Here is a 17,667-nt window from a genome sequence, read left to right as displayed (position 1 = left end):
GCGACCGGATGGGAAAGCGTCGGGGCTCAAGCCCCTCCCACAAAAGCCTGGCGCGGGCGATGCGAACGACGCGGCCGCGCGGCAACGAAAAAGGCCGCCCGAAGGCGGCCTCTCGCGAGTTCGCAGGCGCTGGGCGCGCTCAGAACTTCGGCTTGTCTTCCTCGGCCGCGTAGCGCTCGATCGCCTCGACCAGGATCTTCTTGGCTTCCTCGGCGTTGCCCCAGCCGTCGAGCTTGACCCACTTGCCCTTCTCCAGGTCCTTGTAGTGCTCGAAGAAGTGGCCGATGCGCTCGAGCCAGTGCGGGCTGACCTGGTCGATGTCGTGGATGTGCGAGTAGCCGGCGAAGACCTTGTCCACCGGCACCGCCAGCAGCTTCTCGTCGCTGCCGGCCTCATCGCTCATGCGCAGCACGCCGACCGGGCGGCAGCGGATCACCGAGCCGGGGATCAGCGGCAGCGGCAGCACCACCAGCACGTCGGCCGGGTCGCCGTCGCCGCAGACGGTGTGCGGGACGTAGCCGTAGTTGCAGGGATAGCGCATCGGGGTCGAGAGGATGCGGTCGACGAAGATCGCGCCGGAGGCCTTGTCGACCTCGTACTTGACCGGCTCGGCATCCTTCGGGATTTCGATGATGACGTTGATCTCGTGCGGCGGGTTCTTGCCGGTGGGGACGTGGTCCAGACCCATGTGTGCTCCGACTGCTGGGGCCCGCGTCGGGCGGGCCGGATGGAATGGGGCCCGCAGGGGAACGGGCCGGAAGGCCGGCCATTTTACGCGTCCGGCTGCTGCGATGCAGCACGCGCGGCGTCCGGCCCCTGGGGCAGGCCCCAGTCCGGGCGCGGCCACGCCATCGCCCCGACCGGGGCGCGCTACCTGCGGCTGGACGTCAGCGAGCCGGCGCAGGACCCGGCGTCCGCCGCCAGGCGACCTGAGCCGAACGCGTCGGAGCTGAGGCCCCCCAAGCGCGCAGCCCGCTCCCGATCGTGCCGCCGCCGGCCTGGGGCCGACCCTAGCTGGGGTCGGCGCTAGCTTGGACGCGGCCATACCTGTGCGTATCTAGGGAGCCTCGTACTCCTACCCGCGCAGGTCCGCCATGTCCGTACAGCTCGACGCCACCCGTTCCGCGCCGCCGCAGGCCGATGCCTACTGGGACAACCCGGCCGCCTCCGACCCGAACCGGCAGGTGACGCCCGAGCCGATGACCCTGCTGCAGACCGCGGCGATCGAACCGACCGCGCGCCTGGCCGCCGACGGCACGGTCGAGATCGACGGCAGCGCGACCAATCCGCAGCAGCGCACCCAGACCAGCACGCCCGACGGCAAGCCGGTGCAGGTCGATCCGCTGCACGACGGCGCCGAGGTCTCGATCGCGCGCGAGCGCACCCTGGCCGACGCCGGCGGCGGCCGCCAGTACGTCAGCGCCGACCAGATCGTGCTGACCACCGGCGCCAAGAACGACAAGGTCGACGTCACCCAGCGCGACGACGGCACCCTGGACATCGGCGTCAACGGCGAGAGCTACGCGGTGCGCCTGACCGAGAACCAGGAGCTGACCATCCGCAGCGGCGACGGCGCCGACACCATTACCGTCGCGCCCAACGTCAAGGTCAATATCGTGGTCGATGCCGGCGCCGGAGACGATACGGTGACGACCGGCGCCGGCAACGACCGCGTCGACGGCGGCCTGGGCAACGACCGCATCGGCACCGGCGACGGCCGCGACGACGTGTTCGGCAACAGCGGCGACGACGTCCTCGACGCCGGCAACGGCGACGACGTGGTCTACGGCGGCGACGGCGCCGACCGCCTGCTCGGCGGCGCCGGCACCGACTTCCTGGAAGGCGGCAGCGGCAACGACGAACTCGACGGCGGCGGCGGCCACGACATGCTCTCCGGCGGCCTCGGCGCCGACCTGCTGCGCGGCGGCGAGGGCGACGATGCGGTCTACACCGGCGACGGCCGCGACAGCGTCGACAACCAGTCCGGCACCGACACCGTCTACGCCCAGCGCGCGGTCGACCTCATCAACGCCGCCAGCGGCGCGCGCAACACCGTAGTCAATGTCGAGATCGGCGCGGCCAAGGGCGTGACCATCGAAGGCTCCGACGCGTTCAAGCAGCGCGTCGGCGCCGAGATCGAGTTCCTGCGCGCCTCGCCGAACGGCCAGCGCATGCTCGCCGAGTTCGACAAGGCCGCCGCACGCGGCAACTCGGTGACCATCAAGGAACTGGCCAACGAAGAGAACGGCTACGCCCAGACCTTCAGCAACGACGCCGACATCGCCAACGGCCGGCCGGGCCGCGGCGGCGACGTGCAGATCAGCTACAACCCCTCGTTCCACATGGACGCGTTCCCGGCCCCGGTGGGCGTGCTCTACCACGAGATGTCGCACGCCTATAACGGCGTCACCGGCACCTTCCAGCCCGGCACCTACGTCGGCAGCGGCCCGGACAGCGGCCGCGTGCCCAACGCCGAGCGCCAGGCGGTGGGCCTGGAGACCAGCGCGCCGGCCTACGACTTCGACGGCGACCCGGCCACGCCCAAGACCACGGCCAACCCCGACCATCTCACCGAGAACGGGATGCGCGCCGAACTGGGCCTGCCGGATCGGCCGAGCTATAGCCTGTAACGTCTCCGCCACGCGGCCGCATCGCAACGCTCGGGAGGAGGATGCCGGAGGGGTCGCCGACGCGCGCGACGGCCGTGGATCGGAGCGCTCCCGCAAAGGGTGAATGGGATCGCGCGCATTCACTATGCCTTCCGTACGCCACCGATGTGAGCGCGGCGGTAGTACGGGCCGCTGCGCTGCCGAATCGGTTTGACACCGTCGCAACGCCGGCGTAATACCGGGATCGATGCCAGCCCCGCGACGGGCTGGCCGAAAGGATTCGGTTCCAACGATTCGGCCTGGGGAGAATGACGATGGCGGAGCAGGCGAGGCCCATACCGATCGATGGCACGCATGTGCGCAGCGGTCCGCCCGTGGTCGGCCGCACCACCGCCGACGGCAAGCCCATCCACTACGACGTGCTGTTCCAGCGCGGGGATGTGTCGATCACGCGCGAAACCACGATCGAGACCCACTACGACCGCAACAACCGCCCCGTGCGCGTTCCCGGCCAGGACCAGCTGGTGCTGAGCACCGGCGCGGGCGACGACAACATCCAGGTGGCGAACGGGCGCAACGGCCGCCTCGACGTCAGCATCAACGGCACCCGCTACGCGTTGACCCTGGCGCCGGGCCAGGAACTGGCGGTGCGCAGCGGCGCCGGCAACGACATCGTCCACGCCCGCGCCGATGTCGCGGTGACCATGGACGTGAACGGCGGCGCCGGCAACGACCGCATCACCACTGGCGCCGGCAACGACCGGGTCGATGGCGGCCTTGGCGACGACCGCATCTACACCGCCGGCGGCCGCGATTACGTATTCGGCAACGGCGGCAACGACCGCATCAACGGCGGCGCCGGCGACGACGTGATCTACGGCGGCGACGGCAACGACGAACTCATCGGCAACCGCGGCCGCGACTATCTCGACGGCGGGCGCGGCGACGACCGCATCCAGGGCGGGCAGGGGCGCGACATCCTGGCCGGCGGCCGCGGCAACGACCGGCTCGACGGCAATGAGCACGGCGACCGCCTGTACCCGGGCGCCGGCCGCGACAGCGTGCAGGAGCGGCAGTCGGTGGATCTGGTCCGCGACGGACGCGTCGATCCCAACCTGGGCCTGTCGATCCGGGTGGAAGGTTCCGCCGCGTTCCGCCAGCGGGTCGAGGCCGACATCGAGTTCCTGCGCGGATCGCCCAACGGCCGGCAAATGCTGACGGCGCTGGACGAGGCCTCGCGTACCCGCGGCAACCAGGTCACCATCCGCGAACTGGAGAACGAACAGAACGGCTTCGCCCGCACCACGCCCCAGGGCGATGCCTTCATCCGCGCCGACGGCCGGCCGGGCCGCGGCGGCGACGTCGAGGTGCGTTACAACCCGTCGTACTACGACGCGCAGTTCCCGACCCCGGGCGTGATCCTCTACCACGAGCTCTCGCACGCCTACAACGGAGTCACCGGTACCTTCCAGCAGGGCACCTACACCGGCAGCGGCCTCGACGGCCCGCATACCGTCGGCGGCGTCGTCCAGGCGGGCATCAACAACCGCGAGCGTCAGGCGGTAGGCCTGGCCAACAGCGGCGCGGCCTACGATTTCGATCGCAACCCGCGCACCGCGCCGACCACGGCCAACCCGTTGCCGTTGACCGAAAACGGAATGCGCCGCGAATTGGGTTTCGACGATCGCACCAGTTACCGCATCGCACCCGCCCCCGCGGGCGGGCGCACCTCGCTGCACGAGGATCCGGGCGGCACGCTGGACCGCATGATCGGCGCGGCGCAGGCCGGCGATCGCGGCGAGTTCCGCCGCCTGACGCAGGCCGCGACCAGCGCCGAGCCGGGCCAGACGTTGCGTGCCGAAGCGGTCGTCGCCGCGGACCGGGAGGCGCTGGCTGCGCAGGTCCGGACGCAGGCGAGCGAAGCGCCCGCGCAGGCGCCGCAGCCCGATGCGCCGGTCCGCGCGGGGCCGTCGCGATGACGGCCGCCTCGGTTCGCCGCCCGCACACGCTTGCCGGCCCGCGCGTGGGGCTGGCCGCGGCCGTGCGCCTGGCCTCGGCGGCATTGACCGTGGTGGCGGCGCTGTCCGCTTCGGGCTGCACGCAGGCCCGCCCTCCTTCTTCCGCGGAGCCCAAGATGAAACCAGCCGCACCTCCGACCGCCCCCGCCGCATCGGCGCGGCAGGCCGCGGGCGCCGAGACCACGATCCAAGGCCCGAACGGCGTGCGCATCGAGGTCCGGTTCGACTATCGCGCGTCGTCGCGCCTCGCCCGGATCGACTACCGCCTGCACAACCCGGCGGCGGCGCCGCCGTTGGCGGTGTTCGACCGCGGCGACCTGCACCAGGTGCGGATCGGCCGGCAGAAGCTCGGCGCGATCGGGCAGCCCGGTTTCGTCGAACAGAACGGCGACGTCGAGATTCTGCATGCCGCGATGCCGCTGCCCGATCCCGCGCCGACGTCGCCGCCGACGCCGTTGGCGGCCAAGGTCGCGCCGGGAGCGACCCTGGCGGGCGCGTTCCAGACCCAGATATGGAGCGAGGCCGAGCCCAAGCGCCTGCGCTGGTGCGTGGGCGTGATGCCGTTCGAAGCCTCGTTCTTCGATGCGCCGGCCAAGACCGCCGACGGCGAAGTGTGGAGCGCGCCGTTCTCGGCCGCCGATGCGCAACAGATGCTGTGCACGCCGTGGTTCGACGTGGCCAAGGGCGCGTTCGAGGCTTGAGGGCCGCTTCCGATACCGCGGCGCGACCTGAGCGGAAAGCGTCGGGCCTGAAGGCCCTCCCACAGGGGCGGCGTGGCCCGGATTTTGTGGGAGGGGCTTGAGCCCCGACGCTTTTTGTTTCCGAGGCGGCGAAGCGACCTGAGCGGAAAGTATCGGGCTTGAAGGCCCTCCCACATGGAGCGCGCGGCTGTTGTGGGAGGGGCTTGAGCCCCGACGCTTTTGTTTCCGACGCGGTGCAGCGACCTGAGCGGAAAGCATCGGGCCTGAAGGCCCTCTCACCGGATCGCCTGTTTTTGTGGGAGGGGCTTCAGCCCCGACGCTTTTCGTTCCGCCTCAACGCACCAGGCCTTGCAGTTCGGCCGCGTCGAACGCGATCGTGGTGCGCGGCCCGCTGTCGGCCTGGATCTTGCGCGCGATCAGTTCGTTGGTCGGCGCCAGCACGCTGAAGTGGTTCGCGCGCGGCACGACGTACCAGTGCGCGAGCGGGTTGGCGCTGGCCTTGCGCATCGCCTCCAGGTCCTCGGTGTTGGCGTCGTGGTCGCCTTCGAAGGCGTACACCGGGCTGCGGATCGAGGCCAGCCAGTAGCCGGGCGAGCGCAGGCGGATCTCCTGTTCGTCGTCCTGCGCCACCGGCACGTAGCGCTCGCCATAGCCGGACACGTCGGCGACCGGGCCGAACGCGAACACCGCACGGAAGCGCGCGTCGCTCTGCGCGACCAGCAGCGCCAGGGTCCCGCCGGTGCTGTGGCCGCCGAGGTAGATGCGCTGCGGGTCGACGTAGTCGAGCTTGGCGAGGTAATCGGCGGCGGCGAGCACGTCGTTCACTTCGCCGTAGAAGCCTTCGCGCACGCCGGGGTTGTCGTTGCCGCCGCGCAGCGAGGGATACATGACCACCAGCCCGGCGTCGCGGAACGCGGCCGCGGTCTGGTCGTTGTCGCGCGGCTGCGCGGTCCACACGTCGCCGAGGGTGTTGCTGTCGCCGCCGGTGAGCCAGACGATCGCCGGGCGCTTGCCGGCGACGTCCGGGCGTGGCGTCTGGTAGGCGGCCAGTTCGCCGCCGTCGGCGCGGTAGCGCACGAGCTGCAGGACCTGCGGCGGCGGCGCGAGCGCCGGGCTGCCGTCGCGGGCGCGTTCGCGCAGTTGGGTGGGGTGGGCCGCGCGTGCGGCGGCGAGATCGTCGCCGCCATCGGTGGGCAACGGCCGCGAGCAGGCGGCGAGGGCGGCGAACAACAACAGCGGCAACAGCGGCAACGCGCGCATCGGCGGCGGTCCTTGCACATGAGCGGGCCGCCAGTGTGCGGCAAACCGGGCCGGCGCGCTCGCCGCGCGAATGCCGGCGCCGGCGGGCGCGGGGGCGCGAGGCCGGATCGGAACGGCAACCGACGCCGCAACGAAAACGGCGGCCCGCGGGCCGCCGTTTTCTCTGTCGCTGCGGGCGTCGGGTTACTCGACGCTGACCTCGACCCGCCGCGCTTCGCTGGCGTCGCCGCCGCCCTCGGTCACCGCCGGCTTGTCCATCTCGATGCGTTCGCTGGCGATGCCTTGTTCCTGCAGCCACTGCTTGACCGCCTGCGCGCGCTGCTTGGCGATCTCGGCATTGGTCGCGGCGCCGCCGGACTCGTCGTGGAAGCCGGAGATGCGCGCCTTGCTGTCGCCCCTGGCGTTGAGCGCCGCGAGCACGCCGGCGAGGTCGCCGGCGGCGGTGGCGGGCAACTGCGAGGAGCCCAGATCGAAGTAGAGCTTGGCGTGATCGCTGGCGGCCATGGTCATGTCGGCGCTCGCAGTGGCGCCCGCGTTCGCGCCCGCGTCGCCGTCGGCCGCACGGCTCAGCCCGGAGCCGATGTCGGAACCGCCCTGCGCCGGAGCCGTCACCGCGGGCGGCGTCGCCTCGACCGAGGCGCTGGTCGCATCGCCCACCGGCAGCAACGGCACCAGCAGCAGCGCGACGATGTTGATGATCTTGATCAGCGGATTGATCGCCGGGCCGGCGGTGTCCTTGTACGGGTCGCCGACGGTGTCGCCGGTGACCGCGGCCTTGTGCGCTTCCGAGCCCTTGCCGCCGTGGTGGCCGTCCTCGATGTACTTCTTGGCGTTGTCCCAGGCGCCGCCGCCGGTGGTCATCGAGATCGCCACGAAGATGCCGGTGACGATGGTGCCGATCAGCAAACCGCCCAGCGCCTTCGGCCCGAGCAGCAGGCCGACCACCACCGGCACCGCGACCGGCAGCAGCGAGGGCACGATCATTTCCTTGATCGCCGACTTGGTCAGCATGTCCACCGCTTTGTCGTACTGCGGCTTGCCGGTGCCTTCCATGATCCCGGGGATGTCGCGGAACTGGCGCCGCACTTCCTCGACCACCGCGCCGGCGGCGCGGCCGACGGCTTCCATCGCCATCGCGCCGAACAGGTACGGGATCAGGCCGCCGATCAGCAGGCCGATGATGACCATGTGGTCGGACAGGTCGAAGGCGAACACCTTGCCCGGATGCGCGGTCTGCAGGTTGTGGGTGTAGTCGGCGAACAGCACCAGCGCGGCCAGCGCGGCCGAGCCGATGGCGTAGCCCTTGGTCACCGCCTTGGTGGTGTTGCCGACCGCGTCGAGCGGATCGGTGATGTCGCGGATCTCCGGCGGCAGCTCGGCCATTTCGGCGATGCCGCCGGCGTTGTCGGTGATCGGGCCGTACGCGTCCAGCGCGACGATCATGCCGGCCATCGACAGCATCGAGGTCGCGGCGATGGCGATGCCGTACAACCCGCCCAGCGCATGCGCGCCCCAGATCGCCAGGCACACCGCGATCACCGGCAGCGCGGTCGACTTCATCGACACGCCCAGGCCGGCGATGATGTTGGTGCCGTGGCCGGTGGTGGACGCCTGGGCGACGTGCTTGACCGGGCTGTACTGGGTACCGGTGTAGTACTCGGTGATCCACACGATCGCGCCGGTCAGGACCAGGCCGATCAGCGCGCACCAGTACAGGTTCATCGCGCCGACGCTGGTGTCGCGCATCAATTCGGTGGTGATCGGGTAGAACGCGATCGCCGCCAGCACCGCCGACACGATCACGCCCTTGTACAGCGCGCCCATGATCGAGCCGCCGGCCTTCACCTTGACGAAGAACGCGCCGATGATCGAGGCGATGATCGACACGCCGCCGAGCACCAGCGGGTACAGCACGCCGTTGGCGCCGACCGTGCTCGCCATCAGCCCGCCGAGCAGCATCGTCGCGATCACCGTGACCGCGTAGGTCTCGAACAGGTCGGCGGCCATGCCGGCGCAGTCGCCGACGTTGTCGCCGACGTTGTCGGCGATCACCGCCGGGTTGCGCGGGTCGTCCTCGGGGATGCCGGCCTCGACCTTGCCGACGAGGTCCGCGCCGACGTCCGCGCCCTTGGTGAAGATGCCGCCGCCCAGGCGCGCGAAGATCGAGATCAGCGAGGAGCCGAACGCCAGGCCGACCAGCGCGTGCAGCGCCTTCTCGCCGGTGACGCCGAGCTTGGCCAGCACCAGCCAGTAGCCGGCCACGCCGAGCAGGCCCAGGCCGACCACCAACATGCCGGTGATCGCGCCGCCGCGGAAGGCGACGTCCATCGCCGGGCCCATGCCCTTGCGCGCGGCCTCGGCGGTGCGCACGTTGGCGCGCACCGACACGTTCATGCCGATGTAGCCGGCCGCGCCGGAGAGCACCGCGCCGAGCAGGAAGCCGATCGCGGTATGCCAGTTGAGGAACAGTCCGATCAGCACGAACAGCACCGCGCCGGCGATGCCGATGGTGGTGTATTGGCGGTTGAGATAGGCGCGTGCGCCTTCCTGGATCGCGCCGGCGATCTGCTGCATGCGTTCGTTGCCGGCGGGTTGTGCGCTGATCCAGCGCGCGGACACGATTCCGTAGAGAATCGCGATGACGGCGCAGCCTAGCGCCAGAATCAAACCGTACTGCTCCAGCATGAAACCCCTCCCCAAGTGGAAAAGTGGACATCACGGGACAACGGATTCGACTTGTGCCGCGTACGGTCGTGGACCGGTGTTCCGCGGATCGCGTTGTGCGCGGCGCGTGTTGCATCGCAGCGATGCCGCGTTGCGGACGCGGCATGCGGCGACTATCGCATAGGGGATGGGCCGGAGGAACCGCTGCGGCGGCGCCGGCGGCGCGCATCGCGCGGCGTGCGGCCGGGCTGCGAACGAAGTCACGGAACCCTTGCGCCGGCGGTCCGCCCAGCCGTCACGCGCGCTTGACGGCGGCGAGGTTGGCGGCGCCGCGCGCCGCATCGACGACGCCGGCATGTTGCGCAGCCGCATCGTTTGCGCCGGGCGCGGCGGTGGTGGGAGGGACTTTAGCCCCTAGGCTTTCGTTTGCGGTGCGACGCGGCGACTTGAGCGGAGGGCGTCGGGCTTGAAGGCCCTCCTACAGGGAGCGCGGCGGTTTTGGGAGGGGTTTCAGTTCCGAGGCTTTTGTTTCCGGTACGACGCAGCGAGTTGAGCGGAAGGCATCGGGCCTGAAGGCCGTCCCACAGGGAGCGCGGCGGTTGTGGGAGGGCCTTCAGGCCCGATGCTCCTTCAGGCCCGATGCTCTTGTCTCCGATGCGGCGTGGCCCCGGACTCCCGCTTGGTTCCGCCCAACCGGCAGGCGAGGGTGAAGTGGCGGTTCAGCCGTTGCGTGCGAGGCTGCCCCGGCCCCGCAATCAGGAGCCGCCATGCGCAGACTTCTTCCCGCGTTCGGCGCCGCCATGGCGCTCGCCGCATTCGTGTCCCCGGCCGCGTTCGCGGCCGATCCGGTCCCCGAGATCCAGCGTTCCGGCGCCGTTCCGGCGCAGCCGGCCGGCAGCGTCCACACACTGCGCCAGATTCCCGAGGCCTGCGCGCGTCTGGAAGGCGCCTTCACCGGCCAGGCCGCCGAGCCCTACAAGTTCGCGGTGGTCCGCAGCAGCCCCAACTGCCAGCCGCGCGCGCGCTTCGTCGACGCGGCCAAGGCGCGGCCGTCGGAAGCCGCGGGCTGGAAGTTCAACGACCTGATCCGCGTGCCCAGCGCGGCCTGCCCGCAGCAGCAGGCGGTGGTGCGGGTATGGCGCAAGCCGGCCGCGGTGGCGCCGCCGGAACTCGACGCGCAAGGCCGCGCGCGGCTGTACCTGCAGGACGAGAAGGCCCGCGCCGAAGCGGCCAAGCTGGCCGCGGTGCCGATGTTCGCCGCTTCGATGACGATCGAGGGCAAGGCCTGCGGCGGCTGAGCGCCGCGGCGACGCCGGAAACGACGAAAGGGCCGCTCGCGCGGCCCTTTCGCTTTTTGCGCCGGCGGCGCGGACGCTCAGGTCCGCGCCAGTTGCCGGGCGCGGCTTACTTGACGCCCACGCAGTCGTTGAGCTCGACCACGAAGTCTTCGGCGTTGTACTCGCGGAAGGTGCCGGTGAGCTGGATGCGCTCGTTGGCGCGCAGGGTCAGCGCGTAGGCCTTCTGGCTGGGCTGCAGTTCGCAGCGCACGCGGGTGTCGAACAGCTTGCTATCGCTCTCCACCAGGCCCGGCAGCAGCGAGCCGCCGGTCTGGAAGGTCACGTAGTAGCGGCCGCTCTTGCCGTCGCTGACGCCGGCGTTGACGCCCTTGACCGTGTACTGGCGGCCCTTGTAGCGGTCGGCGATGACCGCGGCGTTTTCCTTGGCCTGGGCGTCGATCTCCTGGGCCAGCTGCTGCGCGCTGATCTGGATCGGCAGCGGCTTGGGCGCGGCCGAGCGCGGCGGCGCGGTCTTGCCCGGCTTGAGCGAACCGATCAGGTCGCACATCGACTTCTTGATCTCGTTGGCGCCGCCGAACGAGCCCTTGCGCAGCTTCAGCGAGATGGTGACGGTGCCGGCGTTGTCGGCGGTGACCTGGACCGGCAGCGGGCGGTGCAGGGTCGAGGACGGCTGCTCCAGCACCAGGGTGCCGGCGCTGAGGTCCTCGTCGAGCACGACCATGTTCTGGCCGATGCCGTTGTTGCGGACCTGGCCGATGGCGCTGGCGGTCGACAGGCCGTTGACCTGCACCGAGGTGAAGTACTCCTGCCCCGAGAGCGGATTGCCCTTCTTGGTGAAATTGTCTTCGCACTGGCCGGCGACGGCCGAGACGGAAGGGACCAGCAGCATCAACGGAACCAGAAACCTGCCTTTCATGAAGGACTCCCTGTAATGGCCTAAAGCCTGTAAAGCGTTGCGTCCGTGCGCCCCGCATGAACGCTTGCGGCGGCAGATTGCCGCAATCGGGTGGGCGGTTCAACGTTTTTCGGTTGGTTCGCGGCGCGGCGCCGGACATTGGCGACGCCGCGCACAGATAAACGCGGCGCCGGCCGCGGCGGGGGACGCCGCGGCGCAGGCGACGGGCGCCGCCGCGTCCCGGCCGCAGGCGCGCGCGGTCGGCGGGGCGACCGGCGAAGCGGCCGGGCGGTTCGCCCGGCCGTGCGCGGGCGAACCCGCAGGCGGCCGGCTCAGTCGCCGGCCGCGTCGCCGCAGCCGGGGTCGCGGTCGTAGCGGCGCTGCATCTCGTCGGGTTCCAGCGCCTCGATGCTGTGGCCGATGTTCCAGCGATGGCCGAACGGGTCGATCACCGTGCCCGAGCGCTCGCCGTAGAAATGATCGCGCGGCGCCATCGCCAACTGCGCGCCGGCGGCGACCGCGCGGGCGACCACGTCGTCGGCGTCGTCCACGTGCAGGTGCAGGGTGTGGCTGTGGCCGGCGCCGGCGACCGGGCGGCGGATGTCGACCTCGGGGAATTCCTCGCACAGCATCAAGGTGGTGCCGCCCAGGTCGAGCTCGACATGGCCGATGCGGCCGCCGGGTTCGACCAGGCGGAACTTCTCGGTCGCATCGAACACCTTGCAATAGAACCCGACCGCGGCCTGGGCGTCGCCGACGCAGAGATAGGAAAACAGTTCGTGCACGGCCATGGCGGGCTCCGGGATGAGGTGGGCGCAGCGTGGGCGCGCCGGCGCCGTTGCGTATTGGACGAAATTTACCCCGCCGCGCCGCAAGTGGGTTCGCCCCTGTAGGAGCGGCGCGAGCCGCGACCGCGCCGCGGCCGTTCGCGGCGCAAGCCTGGAATCGAGGTCGTCCGCCGTTCGGTGCAGCTCGCGGCAGGCGCGTGGTAAGCGCGCTATCGCGGTCGCGGCTCGCGCCGCACCTACCGAGGCTGCGGATCGTCGATCGGCAAATGATGCGGCGAGGCCGCCGCGGCGGCCAGGTACGCGCGCGGCGACACCCCGGCGAATTCGCGGAACTCGCGGATCAGGTGCGATTGGTCGAAATACCCGCCGTCCAGCGCCAGCTGCGCCCAGTCCGGCCGCGGCGTCGCCGCCAGCGCGCCCAGCAGGCGCTTGAACCGGTGCACCCGCGCATAGCGTTTCGGGCTCAGCCCGGCGGCGTCGCGGAAGCCGGCGATGAAGCGGCGGTGGCTGCGCCCGCTGGCCGCGACCAGGGCGGCGACGCGGCCGTCGTCGTCCTCGCGCAGCGGCGCGGCCACGCCTTCGAGCTGGCGCACCGCGCGCACGATCTGCGGGTCCAGCCCGCGCACCGGCCGCAGCCGCGCCTGCAGGAACGCCTCGAACGCGCGGCGCCGCAGCACCGGGGCGGCCGTCGCCGCCAGCCGTTCGTACAACTCGGCGGCGACGCCGGCGCCGCACAACTCGTCCAAGCCGACGTAACGGCCTTCCAGCTCCGCCGCCGACACCCCGAACAGGGCCAGTGCCGCGCCCGGCCGCAGCACCGCGCCGACCGAGGCGGCCGGCTGCGAGGTGTCCTTGATGCAGTAACCGGCGCGCGCGCCGGCGAGGACGGCCGGGCCATGGACCCGGCCGCGCGCGTCGTCGGCGTCGGCGTAGGTGCGCAGCGGCGGCCCGTCCAGGCGCAGCGCCAGGTGCGCGGCGCCGCTGGGCAGCGAGTGCTCGCGCGCATGCGCCGGCCGCGCGCGCGGCCGCGCGCAGGCCCAGACCGTCTCGATCCAGGGCCGCAACTGCGGCCGCCACGGCGCGCCCGCGGACACCGCCGCGCGTCCCTCAGCCCTCGAACGGCGGCAGCTTCGCCTTCACCGCCACGTTCTTGAGCGTCACGTACTGCGGCAGGCCGTCGCGCCCGTACGGCGGCGGCGCCTCGCCGCGGATCAGCGGCTCCAGGTATTTGCGCGCCGCCGCGGTGATGCCGTAGCCGTCCTTGCGGATGAAGCCGGCCGGCATCTTCTTCTCGTGGTTGGCGACCTTGCTCAGCGGCACCGCTTCGATCTTCCAGCGGTACGGCGCGTCGGAGCTGCGCACGATCGCCGGCATCACCGAGTTCATGCCCTTGAGCGCGTACTCCACCGCCGCCTTGCCGACCGCGCGCGCCTGCTCGACGTCGGTCTTGGAGGCCAAGTGGCGGGCCGAGCGCTGCAGGTAGTCGGGCAGGGCCCAATGCACCTTGTAGCCGAGCGCGTCCTTGACCCGCCCGGCCAGGTGCGAGGCGACGCCGCCGAGCTGGGTGTGGCCGAAGGAATCCTTGCCGCCGCCGGCGTCGGCGACGAAGCGGCCGTCGGCGGTCTGGATGCCTTCGCTGGCGACCACCACGCAGTAACCCACGCGTTCGACCGTCGCCTTGACCTTGGCGAAGAAGTCGGCCTCCACGAACGGGCGCTCGGGGAACAGGATCAGGTGCGGCGCCGCGTCGGCATCGGCGCCGGCCAGGCCGGCGGCCGCGGCCAGCCAGCCGGCGTGGCGGCCCATCGCCTCGTAGACGAACACCTTGGTCGAGGTCTCGGCCATCGCCGCCACGTCGAGCGCGGCCTCGCGCACCGACACCGCGGTGTACTTGGCGGCCGAGCCGAAGCCCGGGCAGCAGTCGGTGACGGCGAGGTCGTTGTCGACCGTCTTGGGCACGCCCACGCAGGTCAGCGGGTAGCCGTACTCGGCCGCCAGCTGCGAGACCTTGAGCGCGGTGTCGGCCGAGTCGTTGCCGCCGTTGTAGAGGAACCAGCGCACGTCGTGGGCCTGCAACACCGCCAGCAGGCGCTCGTAGCGGGCGCGGTCGGCGTCCAGGGCCTTGAGCTTGAGCCGGCACGAACCGAACGCGCCGCCGGGGGTGTGGCCGAGCGCGCGGATCGCCGCGGCCGACTCCTTGGAGGTGTCGATCAGCTCCTCGCGCAGCGCGCCGAGGATGCCGTTGCGGGCGGCCAGGACCCGGACCTTGCGCGCCCGGGCGGCCTCGATGACCCCCGCGGCGGTGGCGTTGATGACGGCGGTCACACCGCCGGATTGGGCGTAAAGCAGGTTTCCGGTGGGTTTGCCAGGAGATTTTCTGGCGGTTTTGGCAGTCGGCATGGGGATTCCAGGATTGGCGCCGGTTTGCGGTAAGCTGGCCGCAATATTCCGCCCGGCGGGTGGCAGGCCGCTTCGAGTGTAGCGCCGCCTCTCGTTCAGGCCAGCCCGCGGCGAGGCCCGGCGGGCGGCCGCAGGGCTCCGGGACCGCCGCGATGCGACGGCCGCCAAGGTTTCATCTGTTCTAGGAGCGATGTAGATGCGATTGGTACTTCTGGGCGCGCCCGGTTCGGGCAAGGGCACGCAAGCCGCACGTCTCAAGGACCACCTGCAGGTGCCGCACATTTCCACCGGCGACCTGCTGCGCGGCGAAGTCGCCGCCGGCACCAAGCTGGGCCTGGAAGCCAAGGCGGTGATGGACGCCGGCAACCTGGTCAGCGACGAAATCCTGCTGGGCATGCTCGAGGACCGCTTCTCGCGTCCGGACACCCACGGCGGCTTCATCCTCGACGGCTACCCGCGCAACCTGGCCCAGGCCGACGCGCTCGACGCGCTGCTCAAGCGCATCGGCCAGCCGATGGACTTCGCCGTGCAGCTGGAAGTGCCGACCGACCTGCTGGTCCAGCGCATCGCCGGCCGCGCCGCCGAGCAGGGCCGCATCGACGACAGCCCCGAAGCCGTGCGCACCCGCCTGAAGGTGTACGACGACGTCACCGCGCCGGTGATCGAGTACTACCGCCAGCACGGCCGCCTGACCGTGGTCGACGGCGTCGGCTCGCTGGACGAGGTGTTCACCCGCATCGTCGAGGCGCTGGAACCGGCGCCGACGGTGGGTTGAGCCGGTCGGCCGATTCGTGAAGTCGTTTACGGAGTGCTTCGCGTCGTTCGGCGCGAAGCTTCCGAATCCGCAATGGGCGGTCTCGGCCCTGGCCGAGGACGGCGCGCTGGTGATCAGTTGCTGGAGCCTGTATTTCGACAGGCCCGACGCGGGCACGCTGCGCTACCGCGATCGCCTGTCGCGCTGGGCCGGTAACGAATCGGGCAACCGTTTGCTCAAAGAGCATCTTGCCCAAGCGGTTGCATCGTCTTTACCGGTGCGCCTGGTCGTTGCGACCCCTGTGTCCCGCGAGCAGATCGATGCCGGTCGCGATGCCAGTGCGGTGCGCAAGAAATTCCACACCAAGCCTGAAGTAACAGGGCGTGTCGTCGATTTCGACGGCGATTCTTTTGTAATCGATTTTCAGCGTATCTCCGAATGAAACTCCATATCTTGGGCATTGCCGGCACCTTCATGGGCGGCGTCGCCGCGCTCGCGCGCGAACTCGGCCACGACGTGGAAGGCAGCGACCAGGCGGTGTACCCGCCGATGTCGACCCAGCTCGAACGCCTCGGCATCGCCCTGCGCCAGGGCTACTCGCCGGAAAACATCTCCGCCGACTGCGACGAGATCGTGGTCGGCAACGCGCTCTCGCGCGGCAACCCGGCGGTGGAGCAGGTGCTCGACGACGGCCGCCGCTACACCTCCGGCGCGCAGTGGCTCAGCGAGCGGGTGCTGCCGGGCCGCGACACCCTGGCGGTCGCCGGCACCCACGGCAAGACCACCACCACCACGATCCTGACCTGGCTGCTGGAAGCCGCCGGCCGCGCGCCGGGTTTCCTGATCGGCGGCGTGGCCGAGGACTTCGGCGCCTCCGCGCGCATCGGCGCGGGCCGCGAGTTCGTGGTCGAGGCCGACGAATACGACACCGCGTTCTTCGACAAGCGCAGCAAGTTCGTCCACTACCGGCCGCTGGTGGCGATCCTCAACAACCTCGAATACGACCACGCCGACATCTTCCCCGACGTCGCCGCGATCCAGCGCCAGTTCCACCATCTGGTGCGCACCGTGCCGCGACGCGGCCGCCTGATCGTCAACGGCGAGGACGCGCGCCTGGCCGAAGTGCTGGCGATGGGTTGCTGGACGCCGGTCGAGCGCTTCGGCCTGGACGGCGGCGATTACGAGTGGAGCGCACGCCTGATCGAAGCCGACGGCAGCGCGTTCGCGGTGCTGCATCGCGGCGTGGAGATCGGCGAAGCGCGTTGGCCGCTGCTGGGCCGCCACAACGTGATGAACGCGCTGGCGGCGCTGGCCGCAGCGAACGCGGTCGGCGTCGAGGTGGCCTCGGTGTTGCCGGCGCTGGCGAACTTCCGCAGCGTCAAGCGCCGCCTGGAACTGATCGGCGAGGCCGCCGGCGTCACCGTCTACGACGACTTCGCCCATCATCCGACCGCGATCGAGACCACGCTGTCGGGTTTGCGCGCGCGCGTGGGCGCGGCGCGCATCGTGGTGGCGATGGAGCCGCGCAGCAACTCCATGCGCCTGGGCGCGCACGCCGAGGCCCTGGCGCCGTCGCTGCGCGAAGCCGACGCGGTGGTGTTCCTGCACCGCCCGGAACTGGCCTGGGACGCCGGCAAGGTCGTCGCCGGCCTGCGCGGCGAAGGCGTGGCGGTGGCCGACGCCGACGCGCTGATCGCGGCCTTGCGCGAACGCGTACGTGCGGGCGACCACGTGGTATTCATGTCCAACGGCGGTTTCGACGGCGCGCCGCGACGGTTTTTCGCGGCCTTGCGCGAAGGCTGAGACGATTGCGAGGGCCGCCGCCGCGCACGTTCGCGCGGCGAATGGACGGGCCTGGAGCGGGCGAGCGAGGTGGAGTGTTTGACGCAGCCGTGCGGCAATGCGCCCGCGGCCCGCGTTGCTCCTGCAAAGGCTTCGGCCGACACACTTCCGACTGTAGGAGCGGCGCGAGCCGCGACCACGTCGAATCACCTACGCCGAATTCCAACCGCCGCCATTCCTGCGAACGCCAGAATCCATTTTGCCGTTGCCGTTGCCGTTGCCGTTGCTGTTCGCTCGGACGCAACTTCACGCGAAGAACATGCTCGCAGCCCCGGAGGGCGTGCGCATGGATGCGCACGTGCGCCATGGGGCAGGATGCCCCTTATGGCGCGGCCCTGCGCCGCTGTGAGCCATAGTGGCTCTTGATTCGAAACAGGAAAAAGCACTTTCTTTGGTTACTTTCTTTGTTGCTTTGGACAAAGAAAGTGACCCGGCCGC

The 17,667-nt window shown here is 70.8% G+C and carries 14 protein-coding genes and 1 pseudogene; 7 read left to right on the top strand and 8 right to left on the bottom strand.

Annotated elements, in window-relative coordinates; translation table 11 throughout:
• Positions 1-139: 139 nt before the first annotated feature.
• On the bottom strand, positions 140-688 hold the full coding sequence (gene ppa / locus BLV01_RS20060) for an inorganic diphosphatase (RefSeq protein ID WP_091804202.1): 549 nt from the start codon (positions 686-688) through the stop codon (positions 140-142).
• Positions 689-1,094: 406 nt separating this feature from the next.
• Here ppa and BLV01_RS20055 point away from each other — a divergent pair, with 406 nt between their 5' ends.
• From BLV01_RS20055 to BLV01_RS20045, 3 genes are all read left to right on the top strand, one after another.
• Positions 1,095-2,630 (top strand): M91 family zinc metallopeptidase, encoded by a 1,536-nt coding sequence (locus BLV01_RS20055; RefSeq protein WP_091804200.1) that lies wholly within the window; start codon positions 1,095-1,097, stop codon positions 2,628-2,630.
• 335 nt (positions 2,631-2,965) lie between these two features.
• Positions 2,966-4,588 (top strand): M91 family zinc metallopeptidase, encoded by a 1,623-nt coding sequence (locus BLV01_RS20050; RefSeq protein ID WP_175486136.1) that lies wholly within the window; start codon positions 2,966-2,968, stop codon positions 4,586-4,588.
• A 155-nt stretch (positions 4,589-4,743) separates the two neighbouring features.
• Positions 4,744-5,328 (top strand): hypothetical protein, encoded by a 585-nt coding sequence (locus tag BLV01_RS20045; protein WP_091804195.1) that lies wholly within the window; start codon positions 4,744-4,746, stop codon positions 5,326-5,328.
• Positions 5,329-5,661: 333 nt separating this feature from the next.
• Here BLV01_RS20045 and BLV01_RS20040 read toward each other — a convergent pair whose 3' ends face one another.
• The 3 genes and pseudogenes from BLV01_RS20040 to BLV01_RS20035 all read right to left on the bottom strand — a co-directional run.
• Positions 5,662-6,588, bottom strand: coding sequence for an alpha/beta hydrolase family protein (locus BLV01_RS20040; RefSeq protein WP_217633548.1), 927 nt, complete (start codon positions 6,586-6,588; stop codon positions 5,662-5,664).
• A 183-nt stretch (positions 6,589-6,771) separates the two neighbouring features.
• On the bottom strand, positions 6,772-7,092 hold the full coding sequence (locus BLV01_RS26960; protein ID WP_254782708.1) for an OmpA family protein: 321 nt from the start codon (positions 7,090-7,092) through the stop codon (positions 6,772-6,774).
• Positions 7,093-7,248: 156 nt separating this feature from the next.
• Positions 7,249-9,273 (bottom strand): annotated as a pseudogene (locus tag BLV01_RS20035) (sodium-translocating pyrophosphatase); the annotation flags it as partial.
• 746 nt (positions 9,274-10,019) lie between these two features.
• Here BLV01_RS20035 and BLV01_RS20030 point away from each other — a divergent pair.
• On the top strand, positions 10,020-10,550 hold the full coding sequence (locus tag BLV01_RS20030) for a hypothetical protein (protein WP_175486134.1): 531 nt from the start codon (positions 10,020-10,022) through the stop codon (positions 10,548-10,550).
• A 106-nt stretch (positions 10,551-10,656) separates the two neighbouring features.
• Here BLV01_RS20030 and BLV01_RS20025 read toward each other — a convergent pair whose 3' ends face one another.
• From BLV01_RS20025 to BLV01_RS20010, 4 genes are all read right to left on the bottom strand, one after another.
• Positions 10,657-11,466 (bottom strand): hypothetical protein, encoded by an 810-nt coding sequence (locus BLV01_RS20025; protein WP_091804186.1) that lies wholly within the window; start codon positions 11,464-11,466, stop codon positions 10,657-10,659.
• Positions 11,467-11,777: 311 nt separating this feature from the next.
• Positions 11,778-12,236 (bottom strand): VOC family protein, encoded by a 459-nt coding sequence (locus BLV01_RS20020; protein ID WP_091804183.1) that lies wholly within the window; start codon positions 12,234-12,236, stop codon positions 11,778-11,780.
• A 233-nt stretch (positions 12,237-12,469) separates the two neighbouring features.
• Entirely contained in the window at positions 12,470-13,327 is an 858-nt protein-coding gene (locus tag BLV01_RS20015; protein WP_091804180.1) for an AraC family transcriptional regulator, read from the bottom strand.
• Between the two features lie 13 nt (positions 13,328-13,340).
• The gene (locus BLV01_RS20010; protein ID WP_091804178.1) at positions 13,341-14,633 is read right to left on the bottom strand and encodes a 6-phosphofructokinase; all 1,293 of its coding nucleotides are present in this window, start codon (positions 14,631-14,633) and stop codon (positions 13,341-13,343) included.
• A 196-nt stretch (positions 14,634-14,829) separates the two neighbouring features.
• Between BLV01_RS20010 and BLV01_RS20005 the strand changes: the two genes are divergently transcribed.
• The 3 genes from BLV01_RS20005 to mpl are packed head-to-tail and all read left to right on the top strand — an operon-like array spanning position 14,830 to position 17,190.
• Positions 14,830-15,408, top strand: a complete 579-nt coding sequence (locus tag BLV01_RS20005; protein WP_091804175.1) for an adenylate kinase — start codon at positions 14,830-14,832, stop codon at positions 15,406-15,408.
• A 16-nt stretch (positions 15,409-15,424) separates the two neighbouring features.
• Complete coding sequence (locus BLV01_RS25725) at positions 15,425-15,829, top strand: hypothetical protein (RefSeq protein WP_139178909.1); 405 nt, start codon at positions 15,425-15,427, stop codon at positions 15,827-15,829.
• Positions 15,826-17,190, top strand: coding sequence for a UDP-N-acetylmuramate:L-alanyl-gamma-D-glutamyl-meso-diaminopimelate ligase (gene mpl, locus BLV01_RS20000; RefSeq protein ID WP_091804172.1), 1,365 nt, complete (start codon positions 15,826-15,828; stop codon positions 17,188-17,190). Before BLV01_RS25725 ends, mpl begins: the two co-directional genes overlap by 4 nt.
• The last annotated feature ends 477 nt before the right edge of the window (positions 17,191-17,667 follow it).

It is taken from the genome of Lysobacter sp. yr284 (assembly GCF_900107375.1).
In the GTDB taxonomy this organism is placed as follows: domain Bacteria; phylum Pseudomonadota; class Gammaproteobacteria; order Xanthomonadales; family Xanthomonadaceae; genus Lysobacter.
This window is presented reverse-complemented; position numbering and strand designations above follow the sequence as displayed.